We start from the raw sequence: 19,316 nt of genomic DNA on the forward strand, positions 1-19,316 counted from the left end.
ATCGGGGTGCGCCGCAAGTTGTTTCCGAATACTAGGAGCGAGGCTAGGGTGATTGTTCATTCCCGGCCGGGGATGGTCCAGTACGGCTCATGGACGCCGAATCAACGAGACCCGCGCCGCTGTCCCGGCGTGCGTTCGGCAGATTCGGGGTACTGACACTGGGGGTGGTGGCCGCGATGCCGCTGATCGACTGGTCTTCTCCCGCGCTGAACAGGCGGATGCAGCGGGAAAACCGAATCGATTCCGGCTGGCGGGTCAGCGGAATGAGGACGGTGCGCGATGGCGTGACACTTCCCGATTCCGTCGCCCGGCAGTCCTGGCGCGATTGGGACCCGAAAACCTGGGAAGGGGAATGGCATTACCGCAATTCCTTCGATCTGCCCCCGGCCCCCGAAGACGGGACCTATCGCTATTTCCTGCGATTCGATGGCGCGCTCAGCGCGATCACCCCGAACCTGAACGGCCACGTGCTCGGCACCCATCGCGGTGGCTATCTCCCCGCGGAGTACGAGATCACCCGGTACGTGCGGGGCCGGGACAACCGCCTGGACGTGGCCCTGGACGGGAGCTTCGAGGTGGATGTGCCACCCAACCGGCCGGGGCGGCCCTCGAACACGGTGGATTTCTGGCAGCTCGCCGGCCTGTACCGGGAGGTGACCCTGCGGGTGCGGCCGCAGGCCTTCCTCACCGAACTGCACGCCGTTCCGCGCGCGGTGCTGGATCCCTTGCGGCGCACCGTGGATGTGCGACTGCGGGTGGACGGTCGGATGCCCGATCCGCGGGTCCGCGTCGAGCTGCTCGACGGGGAACGGATACTCGGTTCGGCGAGCACGGTGCCCGATGCGCAGGGCCGGGTGCGCACCGGAATCGGTGGGCTGCGCGATGTCGAGCTGTGGGAACTCGACGCGCCGAAGAGCTATCGGCTCCGTGCCACGCTGTACTCCGGTCGCGAGCCGGTGCACGAGGAATCCGCCCCGGTCGGATTCCGTACGGCCGAGTTCACCACCGAGGGGTTTTTCCTCAACGGGCACAGGAGAACCATCATCGGGCTCAACCGGCACCAGATCTTCCCCTATGTGGGCGCCGCGATGCCGCCCCGGGTGCAGCGCAGGGATGCCCGGATCCTCAAGGACCTCAACGTGACCATGGTCCGCTGCTCGCACTATCCGCAGCACGAGGCGTTCCTCGAGGCCTGCGACGAGCTCGGCATCCTGGTCTTCGAGGAGGCGCCCGGCTGGGGAGCGCTCGGCGACGGGACCTGGAAACGGTACGTGCGAAGGGATGTGCGGGACATGATCCTGCGCGACCGCAACCATCCGAGCATCGTGCTGTGGGGTGTGCGGCTGAACGAGACCCCGGCGGACAGCGAACTCTATGCCGACACCCAGCGTATCGCGGCCGAGCTCGACGGTTCCCGGCAGACGACCGGGGCGATCATCGGAGGAGACTACGGCACCGAGGACTTCCTCCAGGATGTGTTCTCCTACAACGACTACGACTCGCAGCAGGTCGACGGGAAACGGCTGCCGAAGCTGAAGCAGCCGCGCGAGAACTGGCCGTGGCTGGTCACCGAATCCGTCGGCACCCTCTCCGGCCCGGCGAGCTTCTACCGGCGCACCGATCCGGTCACCGCCCAGCACGGGCAGGCGCTCGCGCATGCCTACGTGCACGAGCAGGCGGCCGCCGATCCGCGCTGCTGCGGGGCACTCGGCTGGGCCGGTTTCGACTACCCCTCCGGGAACGGAAACCAGTACCAGGGCGTGAAATACCCCGGCGTGCTCGACCAGTTCCGGGAACCGAAACTCGGAGCCGCGGTGTACGCCGCGCAGGTGGACCCGAACCGGCGGGTGGTCATCGAACCGGCCTTCTACTGGGATTTCCACGGCGAGTTCGCGGTCGGCGAGCTCGGTGACGACGCGCTGATCTTCGCGAACGCCGGGCGGCTCGAGCTGTTCCTGGACGGCGCGCCGTTCGCCGAGCTCCTCCCGGACCGGGGCCGTTTCCCGCACCTGCCCTATGCGCCCTTTCGCGCCGATTTCTCCCGGGTCTCCGGCGGCGAGCTGCGCATCGACGCCTACCAGGGCGCGCGGTTGCTCGGCAGCAGGCGGTTCTCCGCCGACCACGAGGGCGACCGGCTCGCGCTTTCCGCGGACGACAGCGAGATCCGCGCCGACGGGGCGGACGCCACGCGGGTGGTGCTGCGGGTGACCGACCGCCACGGGGCGCCGCGTCCCGGGCGCGCGGGCTCGGTCCGGCTGCGGTTGCGCGGTCCCGGCGAGTTGCTCGGGGACAATCCCTTTCCGCTCGCCGAAACCGGTGGGGTCGCCGCGGTGTGGGTGCGCGGGCGGCCCGGACGGATCGGCACGGTCCGGATCGGTGCCGTGCATCCGGAACTCCCCTCGAACGACGTCACGATCAGGATGGGTGATCGCGCATGACACGCCTCGGAGTCCGGCGGGCGAGCTACTTCTTCGGCGCGCTCGGCGGCCTGCTGTTCGGCTACGACCTCGGCGTCGTCGCCGGTGCCCTGCTCTCCATCGGGCCCGAACTCGGCCTGAGCGCCCTCCAGAAGGGCATGGTGACCAGTTCGCTGATCGTCGGCGCGATGCTCGGCGCGCTCGGTTCCGCCTGGCTCGCCGACCGGCTCGGGCGCCGTGGGGCGATACTCGTCTCCGGTCTGGTGTTCATTCTCGGTTGCCTCGTGGCCAGCATCGGGCTGGACTTCCCGATGATCCTCGGCGGCCGTTCGGTGATGGGCCTCGCGGTTGGCGCGTTGTCCATGGCCATCCCGATCTATCTCGCCGAGCTCGCGCCCGCGGGACGCAGGGGCGCGCTCTCCGGGCTCAACCAGCTGCTGATCTCCAGCGGCATCCTGATCGCCTACCTGGTCACCACCGCGCTCGACGGTCCTGGGCAGTGGCACTACGCCTTCGGGATCGCCATGCTCCCCGCGCTGCTGCTGGTGATCGGGATCGTCTTCCAACCGGAAAGCCCGCGCTGGCTGGTGAAAAAGGGCCGGGCGGACAAGGCGCGCGCGATCCTGGAGCGCCGGGGCGAGGACGCCGAGGCTGCACTCGCCGAGATTCGCGCGCTGCTCGGCGGCACCCGCACCCCGCTCGGTGCCCTGCTCCGGGAGCCCAGCTTGCGCCGGGTGCTCGTGATCGGCGTGGGCATCGCCTTCCTGCAGCAGATCATCGGGATCAACACGATCATCTACTACGCGCCGACGATCCTGACCACGCTCGGGTTCGCCGATTCCGCCGCGCTGCTGGCCAATGCCGGGCTCGGTGCGCTCACCGTCGTGGTCACCGTGATCATGCTGCTGGTCGTGGACCGGATCGGACGGCGCCGCCCGATGATCCTGGGTGCGATCGGCATGACGATCTGCATGCTCGCGCTCGGCACCGTGTTCCTCGGTTCGGGCAGCGCGCATACGGGCGGGCTCCTCGGCTGGGTGGCGATCATCGCGCTCGCGCTGTTCAAGGTCTCGTTCTCGATGAGCTGGGGCGGCATGGGATGGATCATCCCCGGCGAGATCTTCCCGCTACGGGTGCGCGAGACGGCGATGAGCCTGGCCACCTTCGCCAACTGGACCGGCAACCTGCTCGTCGGCCTGTTCTTCCCGGTGCTGCTCGTGATCGGCACCGGGATCGTGTTCTACCTGTTCGCCGTGATCGGGGTGCTCGCCACGGTGTTCGCGATGAAACTGATCCCGGAAACGAAGGGGAAATCCCTGGAGCGCATCGAGTTCGAACTCACCGGAGCGGCGGCGAAAGCCAGGCAGTTCGACTGAGGAGCGTGGTATACGGCACGCCTTGCTCGTGCAGCCGCCCATGTCTTCGCGGAAAACCGTACGGTGGCTCGTATCGGGAACAGGCCATGACCCCCGCCGAGGCGTTGCGCGCGTACACCCACGATGCCGACTATGCCGCGCACCAGGGACACGTGCTCGGCTCGCCGGAAAAGTGTTGTGGCGGAAGAAAGTACGGGAAACCTGGCTCGCCGGATCGGCCGGTACGGGCAACCGGAGAACCGGCCGGTTCACGGTTCCAGATCGACACATGCCAGGAACGAGCCGTCCATGGCGAACGGCACCGACTCGTGCTCGTGGGTGATCTTCCAGCTCCCGTCGACCTTGCGGAACCCGGTGGTCTGTCGGAACCACATGGCGAACGAGTCCTGGCCGTGTTTGCGGCCCGACATCCGGACGAGCGCATGGCAGAACGCGACCTCCTCGCCCGCGGTGATCTCCAGATCCCTTGTCTCGTAGGAGAGTTCCGCCCAGCTGTTCAGCCATTCCCGGAACGGCCCGACCTCGTTCGGGGTGCTCAGCGGCGGGGCGAGCGTGTACTGCACGGGATCCAGGCTGCCCAGTGCGAGGACGGCCTCGGCGTCCTGCGCGGAGAGCGCGGCGAACCGCTCGTCCAGGATGCCGCGGATCTCCTGCTCGGTACTGGCTGTGGTGATCATGATTCATTCCTTCCATGGGTAGTTTTCCTGCATCCAGGCCTGCCAGCGGGCACCCTGGTCGTCCGTGATCTGCCGGGCCCGCGGACCGAAAAGGGTCGCGGAGAATCCCACCGCCTGCCCGATCCCGCCGATGCCGAGGCTCGCGATCCCCGGTGCCGGGCTGTCCAGCAGCAGCATCGCGGTCCGGTGCCATTTCCCGTCCAGCACGCGTTCCACGGTTCCGCCGAGCGGAGGAAGCCCGTCCCCGGTGGCCAGCCGCGCACCCGGTTCCACCACGCCGAAACCCAGCGCCGAGGTGAACCCGGACCAGGCGGATTCCCAGTCGCCGCCCGCCATTCCGTAACCGTGCAGCCAGGTTCCGGGCTGATCACGGAAATGTGCGAGGTACAGCCGCAGGAATTCGAGTGCGCGGGTCATGCCTTCGGTCATGCCCTCGATCTCTTCGTCCCAGCCGTCCTCGGGATTGCCGAACCCGCTCATCACCATGCGCACCACGCAACTGCCACCGTCCCGCGCGGTCACGATCCATTCGGTGGCCAGCGTGGCCGGCGGAATGGCCTCCTCCGAAGGGCGCCATTCCGCGCGCTGGGCGAACCGGTACGGCCGGTCGTACTCGGTGATCACCCCGGAACCGGAGGGGCCGAGGCCCATCGTCCAGCTGTACTCGCCGCCCGCGCGCTCCTCCAGTTCGGTGGGATGCATCCAGGAACTGATCCCCGGGCCGGTCGCGATCGCCTCCCACACCTGCTCCGGGCTCGCGGGTACCTCCACGGACAGGTCGATGCGCTTGTCATGCACGGTCCGCTCCAACGTCGGTGGGAATGGGGTGGGCGCCTACGACCAGGCGATAGGCGCGGGCGGGCGGTGCGGATTCGTCGTGATAGCGGGCGACGAGCTCGGAGACGCGCTTGGCGAGCTCCTCGGCGAAGGCGGTGCGCTCGGCGGGCGAGGCGAACCGCAGCTCGGTGTCGATGGACAGGGTGGCCACTCGCTTCTGCTCCGTGTCGGCGCGCCGGACCAGCCCGCCGACCTCACGCACCACCCGGGCGGCGAGCGCGATCAGGTACCGAGCGGAGAGCCGGTCGGTCGAGCGGGAGGGATCCGCGGCGGCGGCCCCGAACGCGCCGGGGGAGACCACATAAGAAGCGGCACTGGCCACGAGCATCCGCTCGTTGAGCCCGCCCCAGCGCCGGGTTCTCACCTCGTGCACCAGGCCGTGCGCCTCGAGGGTGCGCAGGTGGTAATTCACCTTCTGCCTGGTCAGCCCGACCCGCTCGGCCAGCGTGGCCGCCGAGGCCGGTTCGGCGAGCGCGGCGAGCAGCCTGGTCCGGATCGGGTCGAGCGCGGTGGCCGCCGCGCCCGCTTCCTCGATGACATCCACCTCGTGCATGCGAGGCAGTAAACGCTTGACAAAAAAATTTGTCAAGCGCCGAAGGTGGAGCCGGGAGCTTCGCCAGTTACGTTGTCCGCCATGAGTGGTCGTGTTCTTGTCACCGGCGGGTGCGGGTTCATCGGGCGCGCGGTGGTCGCCGCGCTGCGTGCCTCCGGGACCCCGGTCACCGTCGTCGACCGGGAGCCGTGGCTGGGTTCCTCGGATGTGGACAGCGTGCAGGGCGAGCTCGCCGAGGCCGGGGTGCGCGAGCGGGCGCTGACCGAGGATGTGGACGCCGTGGTGCACCTGGCCGCGGTGACCTCGGTGCTGAAGTCCAAAGAAGACCCGGTGCACACCTATGAGCAGAACGTCGCCATCACCCAGGGCCTGCTCGAGCTGGCCAGACGGCGGGGAACACGCCGGTTCGTGCTCGCCTCGACCAATGCCGTGGTCGGAGATGTCGGCACCAGCACGATCACCGCGGACCGGCCGCTGGCCCCGCTGACGCCGTACGGGGCCACCAAGGCCGCCTGCGAGATGCTGCTGTCCGGGTACTACGGCGCCTACGGCCTTTCCACCTGCGCGCTGCGCTTCACCAATGTGTACGGGCACGGCATGTCGCACAAGGACAGCTTCGTGCCGCGGATGATGCGGGCCGCGCTCTCCGGTGCGGGAGTGCGGATCTACGGCGATGGTGAGCAGAGCCGCGATCTGGTGCACATCGACGACGTCGCCCGGGCCGTGCTGCTGGCGATCGACAGCGAGCACACCGGACCGGCGATCGTGGGCGCCGGGCACTCCGTTTCGGTACTCGAACTCGTGGCGGCGGTACGCTCGGTCACCGGACGCCCCTTGCCCGCCGAGCACGTCGAGGCGCCGAAGGGTGAGATGCCCGCCGTGGTCGTGGACGTGTCCGCGAGCGCGGGGCGCATCGGGTTCACCCCGAACGTCGCGCTGCACGAAGGGCTCACCGACACCTGGAAATACTTCCAAGAGACCTGGGACGAGGCATGAACGGAAAGCTGGCGCCGTATCCGGACCCGGTCGACGCGGCCGCGGTCGCCTCCTTCGGGAAGCGCTACCCGGACGCCGAGCTCGCCGAGGTCACCGTGGTGATCGCGGCCTACAACGAAGCGGGCGGGATCGGATCGGTGCTCGACGCGATGCCCCGGGAATGCCTCGGCATGCCCGTCGAGGTGCTCGTGGTCGTGGACGGCTGCAGCGATGACACCGCCGACATCGCGGAGAAGCACGGCGCGTACACCTGCGTCGCCGAACGCAACCGGGGCCAGGGGGCCGCGCTGCGGCTCGGTTACCAGGTCGCGGCGGCCCGCGGCGCGCGGTACGTGGTGACCACCGACGCGGACGGGCAGTACGACAACGACGAGCTGCCGATGCTGCTGCGCCCGCTGGTGGACGACCGGGCCGATTTCGTCAGCGGTTCCCGGCGGCTCGGCCACGAGGAGGCCGCGGACAACGTGCGCTGGCTCGGCACCCGGGTGTTCGCCGGGCTGGCCTCGTTGCTGACGCTGCGCCGGATCAGCGACACCTCGTTCGGTTTCCGGGCGATGCGCGCCGAGCTGGCCGCATCGGTGACTCTGACCGAACCGCAGTACCAGTCCTCCGAGCTGCTGCTCGGTGTGCTGGCCCGGGGTGCCCGGCTGTGCGAGCTGCCCATGACGATGCGGCTGCGTTCGGCCGGTTCCACGAAGAAGGGCGGCAGCCTGTACTACGGCGCGAACTACGCCCGGGTCATGACGGGGACGTGGTTGCGGGAGTTCGTTCTTCGCCGGCCGTCCCGGTTCGCCCGGGCCCGGCGGGACGCTGCGCAGCGGCGCGGAACACGAGCCGATCGAGCAGCGTGAACTTCAGCACGAACATCAGCGCGTAACTGCCCACGAACGCGCCGTCGAGTACGACGATCCGCCAGAACTCGCTCATCGCGAGCGGGTGCAGCAGATGATCGGTGAGCGTGGTCAGCCCGGTGGACAGCAGCCCGGTGGTCGCGACGACCAGCACATAGGGCAGCGTCTCGGTGCGGAAATGCGGTTTGCGATCGCGTCCCCACGCCCAGCGACGGCTGATGAAGTAGTTCGGGATGGCGCCCGCGAGGAACGCGAGGAAGCTCGCGAGGGTGCTGTTCGTGTGCCCGGTGAGCAGGCCGAGCAGTACGATCTGCGAGAGTACGGTCCCACACACCGCTGTGACCAGCGCTTTCGAGAAACGCTTGAGCACGTTCAGGCGCCGCTCGCCCACCCGTGCGCGCACCCGTTCGGAGATCACCACAGCATTCATTCTCCAGCAGGGCGGCCGCACGGTCGGGAGCGCCCCGCAGTTCTGTCAAAACTCTCAGGGTCAACCCCGTCTGATATTTGAGAGTCTGTCCGTTAGGGAGTGAAAATAATGAAGGAGGCCCCAGTGCGGGTACTTGTGCTCGGCGGCGACGGCTATCTCGGCTGGCCCACCGCGCTGCATCTGTCGGAGGCAGGCCACGAGGTCGGGGTTGTGGACAACCTCGTGCGGCGCAGCTACGACGAGGAACTCGGGGTGCGCAGCCTCGTGCCGATCGAGGACATGGCCACCAGAATCGCCGCCTGGCAGGACGTCTCCGGCAAGCGGCTCGCCTGGTACGAGGGCGACCTCACCGAGGCCGACTTCGTGTACGAGACGCTGCGCGACTTTCGCCCGGACGCGATCGTGCACTTCGCCGAGCAGCGTTCCGCGCCGTACTCCATGATCGACCGCTCGCACGCGGTGTACACCCAGCACAACAACGTGGTGGGCAACCTGAACCTGCTCTACGCCATGGCCGAGATCGACCCGGACATTCACCTGGTCAAGCTGGGCACCATGGGCGAGTACGGCACGCCGAACATCGACATCGAGGAAGGCTGGCTGACCGTCGAGCACAACGGCCGGACCGACCGGATGCTCTACCCGAAGAAGCCGGGCTCCTTCTACCACCTGTCCAAGGTGCACGACTCGCACAACATCGAGTTCGCCTGCCGGATCTGGGGTACCAGGGCCACCGACCTGAACCAGGGCGTTGTCTACGGCCAGCAGACCTCGGCGACCGCGAAGGACCCGAGGCTGGCGACCCGGTTCGACTACGACGCCGTGTTCGGCACCGTGCTCAACCGCTTCGTGATCCAGGCTGTGCTCGGCCAGCCGCTGACCGTGTACGGCCAGGGCGGCCAGACCCGCGGATTCCTGGACATCCGGGACACCGTGGAATGCATCCGGATCGCCGTGGAGAATCCGGCCGACCGGGGCGAGTTCCGGGTGTTCAACCAGATGACCGAGAGCTTCTCGGTCGCCGACCTCGCGAGCACGGTCTCCCGGCTCTACCCGGGCGACGTGCAGATCGAGAACATCGAGAACCCGCGCGTGGAGCAGGCCGAGCACTACTACAACGTCAAGCACACCGGGCTCGTCGAGCTGGGGCTGCAGCCGCACCTGCTCTCCGACACGCTGCTCGAGTCGCTGTTCGACATCACCGCCGAGCACGTGAGCCGGGTGGACACCGCGGCCCTGCTGCCGACGGTGCGCTGGGCCAAGGAGACCCCGGCGGTCGTGTAGACCCTTTCGGACACGAGAAAAGGCGCCCCCGGACCCGGTCCGGGGGCGCCTTTCTTCGGGTCAGCGCTTGACGAGCAGCACGTCGCTCGGTTCCGTGGAGAGGCCGAGTTCCACGTCCGCGGTGATTTTGTGCGTCTTCGGATCGATCGCGGTGACCGTGCTCGAGGCATTGGTGGTCAGCCAGATCTGCTCGGCGCTCGCGGTGATCCCGGTCGGGATGTGTTTCACCGTGATCGTCGCGGTGACTTTGTGCGAACCGGTGTCGATCACCGAAACCGTGTCGTCATTGGCGTTGGTGACATAGGCGGTGTTCCCGTCCGGGCTCAGCGCCACCCGCCACGGTGTCTCGCCGACCCGGACGGTGGCGCGCACCTTGTCGGTCTTGGTGTCCAGCACCGAAACCGTGTTCTGCCAGGTGTTGACCACGTAGACCGAGCCGCCGTCCGGATGCACGGCGACCCCGGCCGCGCGCGCCTGGTCGGTGTGCCGCGCCCGCACCTTCCCGGTACCGGTGTCGACAATGGCCAGACCGTCGAAACAGGTGACGTACAGGGACTTCTGCGCCGGATCGAGCGCGACCGCGTGCGGGGAGAGGCCGACGTCGAGGGTCTTGGTGACCTTGTCCGCGCCGGTGTCGATCACCGAGACGGTGCGCAGCCCGCCCGGGCCGGTGTCCGGACCGGTGTTGGCCACATAGGCGTGCTTCAGCTTGTCCGCGACCACGATGCCGTGCGGGTACAGGCCGACGGTGATGCTTCCGTTGATCTTGTTGTGCTTGGTGTCCACGATGGACACGTCACTGGTGCCGGAATTGGTCACGTACAGCTTGTTCTTGCCCGCCTCGGCCAGCGCGTAGGGGTTGGTGCCCGCGTCGATCCCGCCGCCGTCCAGTTTCCCGGAATCGGTGTCGATGACCGAGATCGAGTTGTTCACGATCCCGGTGACATAGGCGGCGTTGTACGCGCTCGCCGGTTTCGCCTTCGCTGCCGCGAGGATTCCGGGGAAACCGGTCTCGCCGAGTCCGTCCGGGAAGTCCGCGCGGTGTGTCGTCGCGGATTCCACGAGCCTGCTCACCGTGTTCCGCGAGCCGAGCGCGGTGCTCTCGCCTGCCTGGCGCGGTTTCGGCGCCGGACCGTGCTCCTGGTGCGGCGGTTTCTGGTGCTTGCCGGGAATGGGCGCGTCCGGCAGGGTGGCCGCATCGTGTTCAGCCTCCCAGAGTGCCTTCTTGGTCTCCGGCAACGGGGGGAACGGCCGGTTCGAATCGGCGCCCAGCGCGGAGGTCAGATCCCCGAAGGTCTTGCGCCGCCATGCGCTGATGTTCGGCTCGCGCACCCCGGTGATCCGCTCGAGGAAGCGCAGTACCGAGGTGTGGTCGAAGCGTTCCCGCGCCACGAATCCGCCGAGGGTCCACGGGGAGACGATGAAACAGGGCACCCGGACCCCGGCGCCGATCGGCTGCCCGTCGACGAATTCGTCCGGGGTGCCCTTGGGCGGGCTCGGCGGGATCACGTGGTCGAACAGGCCGTCGTTCTCGTCATAGTTGACGATGAACACGGTCTTGTTCCACACGTCCGGGTTCGCCGCAACCGCGTCCAGCTGGCGGGCGAGGAAATCCGCTCCCGAGGCGGGCATGTAGTCCGGGTGCTCACACTGCGGGGAGGTGGGCACGATCCAGGAAACCGTCGGCAGCCGGTCGTTTTTCGCGTCCTCGGCGAACCGGTCGGCCGGGGAGATGGTCAGCCCGTGTTTGTGCAACGGGGAACCGGGCTTGGCGTCCTGGTAGGCGGCGAAGAACTCGAGCGGGTTGCAGCCGTAGTCGTCCTCCTCCTGGTACAGGTGCCAGGAGATGCCGTTCTCGGTGAGCCGTTCCGGATAGGTTTTCCAGCTGTACGGCTCTTTCACCACATTGCTGGTGATCGGTCCGCCTCCGGTACCGTTCGGATCGATCATCCCGGTCCAGTGGTAGAGCCGGTTCGGCCAGGTCGGCCCGAGCAGCGAGCAGAAGTAGGCATCGCAAAGGGTGAACGCGCTCGCGAGCGCGAAATGGAACGGGATGTCCTGCTTGGTGTAGTAGCCCATGGTGTACGGGCCGACCTTGTCCCCATCGGCTTTCCGGTGCGCGGGAAGCCAGTTGTCCATCTTGCCGTGGTTCCACGCCTCGTGCTGCACCGCCCAGGCGTGCCCGGTGGAGGGAACCGCCTGGGCGTTGGTCTTCTTGGTGTCCAGGTGGAAGGGCAGCAGATAACCGGCCGGGTTCTTCTTGTCCGGCTGATACAGGATCGAGCGCCCGTCGGGCAGTTTCGCCATGTCCGGGTCGTCGAATCCGCGCACCCCGGGCATGGTGCCGAAGTAGTGGTCGAAGGAGCGGTTCTCCTGCATCAGGATCACCACATGCTTGATATCGCTGAGCGGTCCGGGTTTCGGAGCGGCGGCCACCGCGCGAGCCAGGTTCGGCGGCAGGAAGCTGGCTACCGAGGCGGCGCCGAGCGCGCCACCGGCGGATGCGAGGAGTTTGCGGCGGGACAGTTCGGGCATCGGGAGAAACTCCTTGTTCTCGCTTCTATTGTTGGCTCGCCTCGACCTGCTCGGCGAGTGCCTTGGTGACCGGGATTCCCCAGTCGAGCGGATACTCGTACAGCCAGCGCTGCTTATCCGCTGGGTCCCGGCGTTGCCGGTCCGGATCCCGCGAGGCGTTCACCGAACCGCCGTGCACGATCCGGTTCGCCCGCGCCCTGCGCAGCCGTTCGTAGGCGGGGAAAGCCTCTTCGGGCAGATCGCGCAGGCATTTGGCGAACATCACCGCGTCCTCGATGGCCAGCGAGGCACCCTGGGCGGCGGCGGGGGAGGTGGCGTGCGCGGCATCGCCGACGAGCATCGTGTCCCCGCCCGCGTGCCAGTTCGGCAGATCGTGCATGTCCCAGGTGTTGTTCGCCGCGATCACCGTGCTCGCGCGCACGAACCGGCCCAGATCGCCCGCGTGCTCGGTCAGCGCCGCGAGCACGTAGCTTTCCAGTTTCTCGGTGAGTTCGGGGCGCTCGGCGTGCTCGTCCTGCACCCGGCAGAACCACCAGGAACCGCCGTCCGGGACGCCCGCGTGCCCGAACGTGGTGCGTGGCCCGGAGTACATGCTCAGTTCGTGACGCGCGCTCGGCTCGGTGCTCGTGCCGTAGACCACCCGTTCCCCGGTATAGCGCGCGGCCGGGGCCTGTTCGTCGACGAACCGGCGCACGTGTGAATGCGCCCCGTCCGCGCCGATCAGCAGTTCCGTATCGGTGCGGGCACCGTCGGTGAACCCGAGGCGCGGTTTCCCGCCTGCGCGTTCGATCGCGGCGAGCCTCTTGTCGTGCAGCACCGGGATTCCGAGGTCGAGCACCGCATCGTGCAGAGTCCGGTTCAGCGTGCCGCGCAGCAGGTAGCGGAATCCCGGAAGCGGTGGGTGCCGTTGTCCCATGGGCAGTTCGGCCCGCTGTACCCCGTCCGCACCGAAGGCCCGCACGGTGTGCAGCTCCGGGCTCGCCGCCTCGATCCGGTCCCGGACGCCGAGCTGATCGAGCGCGTGCATCCCGTTCGGCCAGAGCGTCATCAGCGCCCCGCCGGTTTCGACCGTTTCGCGTGGATAGGACTCGTATATCCGGGTCCGCACGCCGATCTTGTGCAGGGCCAATGCCATGGCTGTTCCGGCGATACCGCCCCCGATGATCGCCGCTTCGGTCATGCGCTGGAGCCTACCGAGGTGGGCAACCCATACCATGACCATCGGCCGAACAGAGTGGCAACAGCGAGGGACGAACGCAGCGTGCATGATTCGCAACCGGTGACGGTGGTCGGGATCGGCGCGGACGGCTGGTCCGGGCTGGCCCCCGCGAGCGCCGAGGCGATCCGCGCGGCCGGTGTGGTGCTGGGCGGCGAGCGTCAACTCGGGTTGCTCCCCGCCGAGGTGCGCGCCCGGCGGGTGGCCTGGCCCTCCCCGCTGCTACCCGCGCTGCCCGGGCTGCTGCGCGAGCACGCCGGATCCGGACTGTGCGTGCTGGCCAGCGGGGACCCCATGTGGTACGGCATCGGGGCCCGGGTGATCGAGGCGCTCGGCACCGAACGGGTGCGGGTGTTTCCGCATCCCTCGGCGGCCTCCCTGGCCTGCGCCCGGCTCGGCTGGGCGGTACAGGACGTGGACTGCTACAGCACCCTGGCCCGCCCGGAGTTCGCGCTGCTCGCCGGGCTGGCTCCGGGGCGGCGGTTGCTGGTGCTGTGCGCGGATGGGCGCGCACCGGCCAGGATCGCGGCGCTGCTGGATTCCCACGGTTACGGGGAAAGCACGCTGACCGCGCTGGAGAACCTCGGCGCGCCAACCGAAGCGAGCACCCGCATGCGGGCCAGAGACTGGTCGGGGAACACCGGATCCCTGGTCACCCTCGCCATCGAGTGCTCGGCCGGGCCCGCGCATTCACGCGCTCCCGGCTTGCCCGATTCCGCGTATGACAGCGATGGACAGCTCACCAAACGCCATGTGCGCGCGATCACCGTCTCCTCGCTCGCCCCGCTGCCCGGGGAACTGCTCTGGGATGTCGGCGCGGGGGCGGGCAGCATCGCCATCGAATGGGCGCGCACCCACTCGTCCTGCCGGGCCATCGCGATCGAACGGGACCCGGGGCGGGCCGACCGCGCCGAGCGCAACGCCGCGAGCCTCGGGGTGCCCGGCGTGGACGTGGTGCGCGGCGCGGCACCGGACGCGCTGGCGGGACTGTCCACCCCGGACGCCGTGTTCATCGGCGGCGGGCTGACCGCGCCCGGCCTGCTGGAGAGTTGTTTCGCCGCGCTCGGCATGGGCGGACGGCTGGTGGCGAACGCGGTCACCATGGAATCCGAGCAGCTGTTGCTCGGCTGGCACGCGAACCACGGTGGGGACCTGACCAGGATCGAGATCGCGCGGCCTGCCGCGGTGGGCGGATTCTCCGCCTGGCGGTCGGCGCTTCCCGTTACCCAGTTGGTTGTACGCAAGGAGGAGCAGTGACCGTCTACTTCATCGGTGCCGGGCCGGGTGCTGCGGACCTGATCACCGTGCGCGCGCAGGAGCTCATCAAGGCCGCGCCGGTCTGCCTCTACGCGGGCAGCCTCGTCCCGGAGGAACTGCTGGATCAGTGCCCGGAAGGCGCGCGCCAGGTCGACACCGCGAACCTGGACCTGGACGCGATCATCGCCGAACTGCGCGCCGCGCACGAACAGGGCCTGGACGTGGTGCGGCTGCACTCCGGGGACCCCTCGGTGCTCTCCGCCGTCGCGGAGCAGCTGCGCCGCCTGGACGCGGCCGGGGTGCCCTACCGCATCGTGCCCGGGGTGCCCGCCTTCGCCGCCGCGGCCGCCGCGCTCGGGCGTGAGCTCACCGTTCCCGGTGTCGGGCAGACGGTGATCCTGACCCGTACCGCGCAGCGTGCCACCGCCATGCCCGAGGGCGAGGACCTGGACACGCTCGGCAAGAGCCGCGCCACCATGGTGCTGCACCTGGCCGTGCAGCGGATCGACTACCTCGTGGAGCAGCTGGTGCCCAACTACGGCGCGGACTGCCCAGTGGCCGTGGTCGCGCGCGTCAGCCGGGAGGACGAGGTGATCCTGCGCGGCACCCTCGCCGATATCGCCGAACAGGTGCATGCCGCCGATATCCGGCGCACCGCGGTGGTGATCGTCGGCAAAACCCTTGCGGTGCAGCAGTTCCCGGACAGCCACCTGTACTCGGTCGAGCGCGAGCGCCCGTGAGGCTGCTGCTGCTCGGGGGCACCGGGGAGGCGCGGGAGCTCGCCGCCGCCGTGTCCGAGCGGGTGCGGGTGACCAGTTCGCTCGCCGGGCGGGTGAGCGAGCCGAAACTGCCCGTCGGCGAGGTGCGCATCGGTGGGTTCGGCGGGGTCGATGGTCTCGTGGACTACCTGCGCACCCAGGGCATCGATGCGATCGTGGACGCCACGCATCCGTTCGCCCGCACCATCAGCGAGCACGCCGCGCTGGCCAGCGCGCGCACCGGGGTGCCGCTTCTGCTGTTGCGCAGGCCGGGCTGGCAGCAGCCGGACGGCGCGGACTGGCACTGGGCGGAGAACACCGGACAAGCCGCGCAGCGGATCGACGAGCTGGCCGACCGCGCCTTCCTCACCACCGGGCGCGGCGGGCTCGCCGCGTTCGCCGACGTGCGCGCCTGGCTGCTCATCCGCTGCGTGGAAGCACCCGAACCGCCGCTGCCCACGGCGCACCGGATCCTGCTCGACCGTGGACCGTACACAGTAGACAGTGAACGGGAACTGTTGCGGCGCTTCGGAATCCAGCTGCTGGTCACCAAGGACTCGGGCGGCTCGCACACCTCGGCGAAGCTGGAAGCCGCCCGGACACTGGAAATCCCGGTACTGGTGCTCGCCCGCCCGGCACCGCCCGATGTACCGAGTGTTGCCGCGGTGCCGGAGGCGGTGGACTGGCTCAGTAGTTTCGCGGGGTGAACACGGTGCCGCGCGCGGGATCGATGCGAGTGCGGCTCGAACCGATCAGCAGCAGGCAGCGCATGTCCACCTCGCCCGCGTCCAGTTCGGCCAGCGTACGGATCCGCAGCGATTCCTCCGGGCCGCCCACGTCCCGGCCGATGATCACCGGGGTCTCCGGGGATCGGTGGCGCAGCAACACATCCCGGGCCGCGTCCACCTGCCAGGTGCGGGCCCGCGATGCCGGGTTGTAGATCGCGAGGACCAGATCGGCGGCCGCCGCGGCCTCCAGTCGTTGCTCGATGACCTCCCACGGCTTGAGCCGGTCGGAGAGCGAGAGCACACAGTAGTCGTGCCCGAGCGGGGCACCCGCCCGGGCCGCGACCGCGTGCGCCGCGGTCAGCCCGGGCAGCACGGTCACCGGGACCTCGGCGTACTCCGTGCGTTCGGCGACCTCCAGCACGGCGGTGGCCATCGCGAACACACCGGGATCTCCCGAGGAGACCACAGCCACCCGGCCTCCCTTGCGGGCCAGGTCGAGGGCGAACTCGGCGCGTTCGGACTCGACGCGGTTGTCCGAGGCGTGCCTTCGCTGCCGCGGATTGTGCGGCACCCGGTTCAGGTAGGTCACATAGCCGACCAGTTCCTCGGCCTCGGCGAGCGCGGTCTGCGCCTGCGGGGTGAGCCATTCGCGGCCCGCAGGCCCGAGGCCGACCACGGTCACGCTTCCGTCGCCCGCCTGTTGCGGTTCCGGTGGCTCGGGGACCGGTTCGGTGTGCACCCTGCTCGGCAACAGTGCGAGGGAGAAGTACGGCACCGTCGATTCGTCCACCTCGGCCAGCGCTTCGATGCGTTCGGTTCCGGTGCTCGCCCGTTCCACGTACCAGGCCTCGTCCAGCCGTCCGGCCTCGGCGAGTGCGGCACGCACCGAACCGAACGTGCGCCCGAGCTTGAGCACCGCGGCCGAATCGGTGCTGCGCAGGCGATCCGCCAGGGAGTCCTGGTCCAGCGTGCCCGGAAGCACGGTCAGCACCTCATCGCGTTCGGCGACCGGGCGGCCCAGTGCGGCCGAGGCGCCGCTGACCGAGGTGACCCCGGGGATCACGGTGGTCGGGTAGCGATGCGCGAGACGCTTGTGCATGTGCATATAGGAGCCGTAGAAGAACGGGTCCCCCTCGGCGAGCACCACCACATCCCGGCCCGCGTCCAGGTGTTCGGCGAGCCGGTTCGCGCAGTCGGCGTAGAACTCGTCGATCGCGCCCTGGTAACCGCCGGGGTGATCGGTCGTCTCGGTGGTCAGCGGGTAGGTGAGCACCTCCTCGACCTGGCCCTCGCGCAGATAGGGCGCGGCGACCGAACGCGCGATGGAGCGTCCGTGCGGTGCGCAGTGGTACGCGATCACCCCGGCCGCGCCGATCAGCCGGGCGGCCTTCACCGTGACCAGTTCCGGATCCCCCGGACCGAGCCCGACCCCGTACAACCGTCCCGTCTGGTTCACCTGTTCGCCTTTCTCCTGTGCACCCTGGCCGTTCACGGCAGCTCATCCTCGCGGGCGATCGCGTTGATCGCGGCCACCGTCATCGCGCTCCCGCCGCGTCGCCCGTGCACCACGAGGTGCTCGAGGTCCGGCCGTTCGGCGAGGGCGGCCTTCGATTCCGCCGCACCGATAAAACCGACCGGTATACCTACTACGGCCGCCGGTTTCGGTGCGCCCGCGTCGAGCAGTTCGAACAGCCGGAACAGCGCGGTCGGGGCATTGCCGATGGCCACCACCGCGCCGTCGAGTCGTTCTCCCCACAGATCGAGCGCCGCGGCCGAACGCGTGGTGCCGAGCCGTTCGGCAAGTTCGGGTACCCGGGGATCGCGAAGCGTGCACAGGATCTCGTTGTCCGCGGGCAGCCGCTTGCGGGTGATCCCGGAGGCCACCATCTCGGCGTCGCACAGGATCGGTGCCCCGGCCCGCAGCGCGGTGCGCGCCTTCGGGACGACCTCCGGGGAGTAGCCCAGGTCCGCGACCAGGTCGACCATGCCGCAGGAATGGATCATCCGTACCGCGACCGTGGCCAGTTCCGGTGGCAGCGCCCCGAGTTCGGCCTCCGCGCGGATCGTCGCGAACGAGCGCTCGTAGATGGTCCGGCCGTCGCGTTCGTACTCGTACTCACTCATTGCTTCCTCGCCGTCTCGACCGCCGCCGTGACATCCTCGACCGGCACCCCGTCGATCAGATAACCGTTCTCGGTCGCTTCCACCAGCACCACCGGCCCGCGCGGTTTCCCGCAGTGGCGCCCGCATCCGGCCCAGTGCACCGGGCGTCCCGGTGCGCCGATCGCCGCGCTCGCGTCCGCACGTACATCCCGGATCGCCTTGGCACAGTTGGGTTTACCGGCGCAGGCCGTCACTCCGGCCCACGGCGAATCCGCCTCGGTGACCAGACCGGCCGCACCGGCTGCGCGCACCGCGGGACGTGGATCGGTCAGATCGAGCAGCACCACGCCGCGCCACGGGGTCAGCCGCACCGTGCCGAACTCCGCGAGCGCCAGCGCCTGCTCACCGGTCAGCCTGCCGAACGGGGCGAGCGCCCCGAGTGCGAACCGGCCGTCGAGCTGCTCGAACACGCCGATGCTGTCCAGCGCTGGGGCATCAATCAGGGCGGCACGGTCGAGGAGCGAACCGCCGAGCGCGGCCGCGACCCGCGCCGCGCCATCCGGCACCTCGGCGAGCCGCCAGTGCCCCTCGCGGATGGCCAGGAACTCCTCGGCGGCACGCAGTGCGAGCGGAACCGGATCTCCTACGCCGAGCGTGGTCGGCGCGCCGGCGAGCAGCAGCCGCCAGCCGCCGGTTTCGGCACGCACCGTGACATCCGCACCGAGCCCGGCGACCTCGCCGCGCCCGTCGTCCACCGCGAACAGGAACCGCCCGGGCAGCTCCGTGAACACTGTTCGCGAACACAGTTCTCGATCGAGAACACTGTTCACAGATGTGACGTCTGTTCCGCCGAGCCGCCCGGAGAACGGTGAACCGAGGATGTTGCGCACCCGCTCATGCGAGCGCGAGGGCAGCAGCCCGGCCGCGCGCACCCGTTCCTCGAACGCGCCGAGCTCGCGCACCGCGCGGACCTGCACATTGGCCCTGGAGGTCAGCTCGAGCGCGCCGTCCCCGAACTCGGCGGCGGATACCAAGCCCCGCAAGGCATCCGGGGAGAGGACTCCACCGGGCACCCGCACCCGCACCAGTGGCCCATCGGCCGCGTGATGCGGCTCGAGCACTCCTGGGCATGCGTCCGCCCGGTTCCGTTCATTCACCTGGACAACCCTAGAGCCTGTCCCGGGGCGCGCGGCCCCTCCCCGCGTGGGTGCACGGTGAGGTCGGTGACCCCGGCCACGGCGAACCGATCGAGTCCCGCACGCACCGAACCGGGCGTCGAACTCGAAGCGAGCATCGTC

The 19,316-nt window shown here is 69.2% G+C and carries 17 protein-coding genes and 1 pseudogene; 8 read left to right on the forward strand and 10 right to left on the reverse strand.

From position 1 onward, the window contains the following. Positions 1–89: 89 nt before the first annotated feature. Entirely contained in the window at positions 90–2,438 is a 2,349-nt protein-coding gene (locus A37U_RS43505; RefSeq protein ID WP_020497137.1) for a glycoside hydrolase family 2 protein, read from the forward strand. Further along, on the forward strand, positions 2,435–3,793 hold the full coding sequence (locus A37U_RS0113285) for a sugar porter family MFS transporter (RefSeq protein WP_020497138.1): 1,359 nt from the start codon (positions 2,435–2,437) through the stop codon (positions 3,791–3,793). Before A37U_RS43505 ends, A37U_RS0113285 begins: the two co-directional genes overlap by 4 nt. A gap of 248 nt (positions 3,794–4,041) precedes the next feature. Here the strand turns inward: A37U_RS0113285 and A37U_RS0113290 are convergent, their stop codons facing one another. From A37U_RS0113290 to A37U_RS0113300, 3 genes are read right to left on the reverse strand one after another with little or no spacing between them, the layout of a single operon-like run. Further along, positions 4,042–4,470, reverse strand: a complete 429-nt coding sequence (locus tag A37U_RS0113290) for a YybH family protein (protein ID WP_020497139.1) — start codon at positions 4,468–4,470, stop codon at positions 4,042–4,044. Between the two features lie 3 nt (positions 4,471–4,473). Next, positions 4,474–5,268 (reverse strand): SRPBCC family protein, encoded by a 795-nt coding sequence (locus A37U_RS43510; RefSeq protein WP_020497140.1) that lies wholly within the window; start codon positions 5,266–5,268, stop codon positions 4,474–4,476. Beyond that, positions 5,261–5,860 carry a winged helix-turn-helix domain-containing protein gene (locus A37U_RS0113300; protein ID WP_020497141.1) on the reverse strand — a complete coding sequence of 200 codons (600 nt, stop codon included), beginning with the start codon at positions 5,858–5,860 and terminating at the stop codon, positions 5,261–5,263. The genes A37U_RS43510 and A37U_RS0113300 overlap by 8 nt, the downstream gene beginning before the upstream one ends. A gap of 81 nt (positions 5,861–5,941) precedes the next feature. Here A37U_RS0113300 and A37U_RS0113305 point away from each other — a divergent pair, with 81 nt between their 5' ends. Both A37U_RS0113305 and A37U_RS0113310 read left to right on the forward strand, forming a co-directional pair. Further along, on the forward strand, positions 5,942–6,856 hold the full coding sequence (locus A37U_RS0113305; protein ID WP_020497142.1) for an NAD-dependent epimerase/dehydratase family protein: 915 nt from the start codon (positions 5,942–5,944) through the stop codon (positions 6,854–6,856). A gap of 5 nt (positions 6,857–6,861) precedes the next feature. Beyond that, positions 6,862–7,707: pseudogene (locus A37U_RS0113310) on the forward strand (glycosyltransferase family 2 protein); the annotation flags it as partial. Here A37U_RS0113310 and A37U_RS49635 read toward each other — a convergent pair. Then, entirely contained in the window at positions 7,595–8,137 is a 543-nt protein-coding gene (locus tag A37U_RS49635; RefSeq protein ID WP_083933464.1) for a GtrA family protein, read from the reverse strand. The pseudogene A37U_RS0113310 and the gene A37U_RS49635 overlap by 113 nt on opposite strands. A 123-nt stretch (positions 8,138–8,260) precedes the next feature. Here A37U_RS49635 and A37U_RS0113320 point away from each other — a divergent pair, with 123 nt between their 5' ends. Beyond that, positions 8,261–9,421 (forward strand): NAD-dependent epimerase/dehydratase family protein, encoded by a 1,161-nt coding sequence (locus tag A37U_RS0113320; protein WP_020497145.1) that lies wholly within the window; start codon positions 8,261–8,263, stop codon positions 9,419–9,421. Between the two features lie 60 nt (positions 9,422–9,481). Here the strand turns inward: A37U_RS0113320 and A37U_RS0113325 are convergent, their stop codons facing one another. Continuing rightward, positions 9,482–11,956 carry an alkaline phosphatase family protein gene (locus A37U_RS0113325; protein ID WP_020497146.1) on the reverse strand — a complete coding sequence of 825 codons (2,475 nt, stop codon included), beginning with the start codon at positions 11,954–11,956 and terminating at the stop codon, positions 9,482–9,484. A gap of 25 nt (positions 11,957–11,981) precedes the next feature. After that, complete coding sequence (locus tag A37U_RS43515; protein WP_020497147.1) at positions 11,982–13,136, reverse strand: FAD-dependent oxidoreductase; 1,155 nt, start codon at positions 13,134–13,136, stop codon at positions 11,982–11,984. An 81-nt stretch (positions 13,137–13,217) separates the two neighbouring features. Between A37U_RS43515 and cbiE the strand changes: the two genes are divergently transcribed. From cbiE to A37U_RS0113345, 3 genes are read left to right on the forward strand one after another with little or no spacing between them, the layout of a single operon-like run. Continuing rightward, entirely contained in the window at positions 13,218–14,429 is a 1,212-nt protein-coding gene (gene cbiE, locus A37U_RS0113335) for a precorrin-6y C5,15-methyltransferase (decarboxylating) subunit CbiE (RefSeq protein ID WP_020497148.1), read from the forward strand. Next, the gene (cobM, locus tag A37U_RS0113340) at positions 14,426–15,169 is read left to right on the forward strand and encodes a precorrin-4 C(11)-methyltransferase (RefSeq protein WP_020497149.1); all 744 of its coding nucleotides are present in this window, start codon (positions 14,426–14,428) and stop codon (positions 15,167–15,169) included. The genes cbiE and cobM overlap by 4 nt, the downstream gene beginning before the upstream one ends. Next, on the forward strand, positions 15,166–15,894 hold the full coding sequence (locus tag A37U_RS0113345; RefSeq protein WP_020497150.1) for a cobalt-precorrin-6A reductase: 729 nt from the start codon (positions 15,166–15,168) through the stop codon (positions 15,892–15,894). The genes cobM and A37U_RS0113345 overlap by 4 nt, the downstream gene beginning before the upstream one ends. Here A37U_RS0113345 and A37U_RS0113350 read toward each other — a convergent pair. The 4 genes from A37U_RS0113350 to A37U_RS51470 are packed head-to-tail and all read right to left on the reverse strand — an operon-like array spanning position 15,875 to position 19,312. Then, a complete protein-coding gene (locus A37U_RS0113350; protein ID WP_020497151.1) occupies positions 15,875–17,407 on the reverse strand; it encodes a precorrin-2 C(20)-methyltransferase in 1,533 nt (510 codons plus the stop codon). The genes A37U_RS0113345 and A37U_RS0113350 overlap by 20 nt on opposite strands. Next, positions 17,404–18,039, reverse strand: coding sequence for a precorrin-8X methylmutase (locus A37U_RS0113355; protein ID WP_020497152.1), 636 nt, complete (start codon positions 18,037–18,039; stop codon positions 17,404–17,406). The genes A37U_RS0113350 and A37U_RS0113355 overlap by 4 nt, the downstream gene beginning before the upstream one ends. Further along, positions 18,036–19,175, reverse strand: coding sequence for a hypothetical protein (locus tag A37U_RS43520; RefSeq protein WP_051111633.1), 1,140 nt, complete (start codon positions 19,173–19,175; stop codon positions 18,036–18,038). The genes A37U_RS0113355 and A37U_RS43520 overlap by 4 nt, the downstream gene beginning before the upstream one ends. Then, a complete protein-coding gene (locus A37U_RS51470) occupies positions 19,172–19,312 on the reverse strand; it encodes a hypothetical protein (RefSeq protein WP_157182809.1) in 141 nt (46 codons plus the stop codon). The genes A37U_RS43520 and A37U_RS51470 overlap by 4 nt, the downstream gene beginning before the upstream one ends. Positions 19,313–19,316 lie beyond the last annotated feature (4 nt).

Source organism: Sciscionella marina DSM 45152 (assembly GCF_000379465.1).
Classification (GTDB): domain Bacteria; phylum Actinomycetota; class Actinomycetes; order Mycobacteriales; family Pseudonocardiaceae; genus Sciscionella; species Sciscionella marina.